Annotated in this window: 2 protein-coding genes; both read left to right on the forward strand. The window is 72.6% G+C overall.

Annotation, left to right across the window (positions count from 1 at the left end; all coding sequences use genetic code 11):
• Positions 1 to 319: 319 nt before the first annotated feature.
• Complete coding sequence (locus tag FGF04_RS38420; protein ID WP_149516027.1) at positions 320 to 1,606, forward strand: PucR family transcriptional regulator; 1,287 nt, start codon at positions 320 to 322, stop codon at positions 1,604 to 1,606.
• Between the two features lie 70 nt (positions 1,607 to 1,676).
• Positions 1,677 to 3,689 (forward strand): glycoside hydrolase family 5 protein, encoded by a 2,013-nt coding sequence (locus tag FGF04_RS38425; protein WP_149516028.1) that lies wholly within the window; start codon positions 1,677 to 1,679, stop codon positions 3,687 to 3,689.
• Positions 3,690 to 3,801: the final 112 nt, after the last annotated feature.

Raw genomic sequence — 3,801 nt, forward strand, 5'->3', positions numbered from 1 at the left:
GAGCCGGGGGCGCTCACCGTGAGCGCGGTCGCCGCGGACACGACCGCCACCGCCGCCGCGATTCTCTTCCTGAACCTTGCTCTCATCGTTCTTTCCCTCCCGTTCAGGCATGCAGAAAAAGTGCCGTTTCCTGGTCCTCATTAAGCCCAGGCCCCTGCTGCCCCACAAGCGGATCGCGTCACAAGTGCGCCCCGACCGGGGAAGTTTGCGCAGGATGACAAAGGCGCCCCGGAATGCGGTTTCGCAATTCACCCGCCGTGATAACCGCCGTCCGGTTTTCATCTGTCGGCGCCCGCCCCCGTCCTGACATGCTCAGGCCATGGGGAGCCTCTTCGCCGAGCTGACCCGGCAGGCGTCGGCCAACGCCCGCCGCGAGGTCGAGACGTACGCACGCGAGATCCCGGAACTCCAGGCGCTGGACTCGGACTCCCGGGCCAGGACCGAGGCGCTGGAGTACGCGGTGTGGTTCAGGCGCCGGACCGTCGAACTGGCGCCGCGCAACGGCGTGCTGACCGACGACGACCTCGGCTACATCGCGTCGATGGGCGAGGTGCGGGCCGGCGCGGGCATGTCGCTGGACTCGCGGCAGCGCGTCCTGCGCCTGCACACCGAGCTCATGCTGCGCGAGATCAACGAGGCGACCGAGGCCCAGCGCGGCGGCGACGTCGAGGAACTCATGCGGATCATGAGCTGGTTCGCCCCGCAGGGCGAGCGCGGCATCGGCGCCTACCGCGGGGGCTTCGTGACCGCGCTGCGCCGCCGGCTGCCGTACGTCGAGCAGGTCGGCCTGCTCGCGCGGTCGCTGATGTCCGAGGACCCCATGGCGGCGGAGCTCGCCCAGGTCACGGGCATGGAACTCGCCGGGCATTACACGGTCGCGGTGATCCGGGTGCCGGACTGCCCGCTCGGCGACCGTGAACTGGGCAACGGCGTCGAGGCGCTGGTGAAGGCCCACCGGGTGCCGGTGGTCTGGTGCCCGGGCGCAGGGGGCGTGAGCAGGGGCGCGGGGGGCGAACTGGTCGCCCTGGTACCGGGGGACGCGGACACCGGGGCCGCCGCCGGGGCCACCGCCGAGGCCTTGGCCGGGGGCGACGGGACCGCGGGGCCGTCCCCCGCCGCCGCCGTCACCGCGCTGGTGGCGGACTTCGCCCCGGTCCTCGGCCGTCTCTGCGCCGTCGGCACCGCCGGCGCCCCGCGGTCCGCGCTGGCCGGCGCCCTCGACCGGGCCCGGCGGATCAGCGCGGCGGCCCCGCTGCGGCGTACGACCGCACGGCCGCGGCCGCACACCACGGCGGACGTCTTCGTCGAACTCGCGGTGGCGGACGTGCCGTTCGTCGACGACTGGCTCCGGACGGTGGCCCGGCTCCTGCGGTCAGGACCGGACCTGCTGCCCACCCTGGACGCGTACTACCGCCACGACATGAACCGCGGCCTCGCGGCGCGGGCCCTCAACGTCCACCCGCGCACCCTGGACTACCGGCTGCGCCGGGTGCGCGAACTCACGGACATCGACCCGGGCTCCACGCGCGGGGTCCGCATCCTCAGCGCGGTCGTCACACGGAGCCTGTCGGGGGCGTGGCGGAATCCTTTCCGCACCCGGGCCTGAAGGAAAAAGAAAAGAGGAGAGGGTGGAAAAGGGAAAAGGCGAAAGAGGGGAAGAGGGAGCAGGAAAGGAGATGGTGTCGAGGGAAGACGGAATCCGAAGGCGCGGCGAGTTCCTGTGGCCGCCCCTTCCCGGATTCCTCGGCAAGGCGGCCCTGGCCGCGCTCCTCCTCCTGACATCCCTGGCACCCTTGGCCCCCGCGTCGGCGGCCACCGCCGCGGTCCCGACGGCTGTGGTCCCGGCGGTCCCGACGACTGCGGCGGCCTCGGTGGCCTCGGCGGCCGAGGACTGGACCGCTCCGCTCAGCACCCGCGGCCGCTGGATCGTCGACGCGGACGGCGACCGCTTCAAGCTGCGGTCCGGCAACTGGCACGGGGCCAGCGGCACCTGGAACGGCTCCGGCAGCACGGACGACGACGCCAACCACCACGCCGGGGAGAACTCCGGCCGCGTCCCCCTGGGCCTGGACCGCGCCCCCGTGGCCGAGATCGTCGCCGGGTTCCGGGAGATCGGGGTCAACAGCGTCCGGCTGCCCTTCTCCAACGAGATGGTCCACGACAGCCGCCCCGTCACCGACGACGCCGTGGCCGCCAACCCGGCGCTGCGCGGCAGGACCCCGCTCCAGGTCTACGACGCCGTGGTCGGCGAGCTCACCGGCGCCGGGCTCGCGGTGATCCTCAACAACCACACCAACACCACCCGTTGGTGCTGCGGGGTCGACGGCAACGAACGCTGGAACACGAGCCAGCCCGTCCAGACCTGGGAGGACGACTGGCTCTTCATGGCCCGCCGCTACAAGGACGACCAGCGGGTCGTCGGCGCCGACCTCTACAACGAGGTGCGCCGCAACGTCTGGGACGACCCCAACTGGGGCCTGGGCGACGACCACGACTGGTTCGCCGCCTCGCAGCGCGTGGGCGACCGCATCCTGACCGAGGCGAACGCGAACCTCCTCATCGTCGTCGAGGGCATCAACTGGACCGGCATCCCCGTCGACGGCTTCGCGCACGGCCGCCCCACCCTGGAACCCGTACGGAACCTCTCGCACACCCTCGTCGACTCCGGCAAGCTCGTGTACTCGGCCCACTTCTACGACTACACGGGCCCCAACCACAGCGGTGCCACGGGTACGGGCGAGACCACCGACCCCCGTTACCGCGACTTCAGCCCGGCCGAGCTGATCGACGTCCTGAACCGGCAGGCCTTCTTCGTCACCGCCGAGCAGGACCGGCACTTCACCGCCCCGGTCTGGATCAGCGAGTTCGGCGTCGGCGGCCGGGAGGAGACGAACGCCAAGGCGCGGGCCTGGTTCGAGAACTTCGTCGACCACCTGATCCGCACCGACGCCGACTTCGCGTACTGGCCGCTCGTCGGCTGGCACGAGAACCGCCGGGGCAACGGCTGGGCCCTGCTGCACTGGGACTCGGCGGGCCGGCGCATGGGCGTGTACGACGGCGACGACTGGCGGGCCGCGGCGTGGTCCCGGCTCGTCGGGGCCGCCGGGCGCACCGGGCGGGTCGCCCCCGTCACGGAGTGGTCGATGCTCAGCCCCGACCACGGGGACTTCATCGCCTCGCAGCGGATGCGGGCGCTCCCGGACTTCGACTCCGGCGCCCGCAAGGCGGTCTGCCCCGACGGGCAGCGGCTCCTCGGCCTCGCCCACACGGGCAACCGCGGCCTGTGCTCCGACGTGACCACCGGGCCGCCGGCCGCCGCGGGCGGCGGGCCCGAGGTCGTCAAGGACGAGCGGTACGTCGCGCCGGGCGGGGACTGGGCGTCCGGGTACACCAAGCTGCAGTGCGCCGACGGGCGGTTCGTGTCCGGGTACAGCGTGCGGGGGGCGGCGGTCTCGGGCGTGCTGTGCGCGGTCGCCCCGGCCGGGGTGATCACCGCCGGGACCGGTGGCCGCACGGTCTGGTTCGACCGCGGCGACAACCGGGGGGCGGCGCCCAAGGGGGGTGACTTCGCCAGTGGCCGCTACAAGGGGCAGTGTGCGGATGACGAGTATGTGGCGGGGGTCGCGTACACGGGTCGCATCGGCTCGTCCCGCACCCCCGACGCGCTGTTCTGCCGAAAACTGACCTGACCGTAGAGGGTCGGCTGCGGCCCGGCGGGGGCTGGTCGCGCAGTTCCCCGCGCCCCTAAATACCCAGGGCGCCAGGTACCTAGGGGCGCGGGGAACTGCGCAGTCTTTTAGG

This window comes from Streptomyces apricus (assembly GCF_008369065.1).
Lineage (GTDB): Bacteria > Actinomycetota > Actinomycetes > Streptomycetales > Streptomycetaceae > Streptomyces > Streptomyces apricus.

Coding starts and splice junctions, on each gene's coding strand:
- FGF04_RS38420 (WP_149516027.1), top strand. CDS start 320: ATGGGGAGCCTCTTCGCCGAGCTGACCCGGCAGGCGTCGGCCAACGCC.
- FGF04_RS38425 (WP_149516028.1), top strand. CDS start 1,677: ATGGTGTCGAGGGAAGACGGAATCCGAAGGCGCGGCGAGTTCCTGTGG.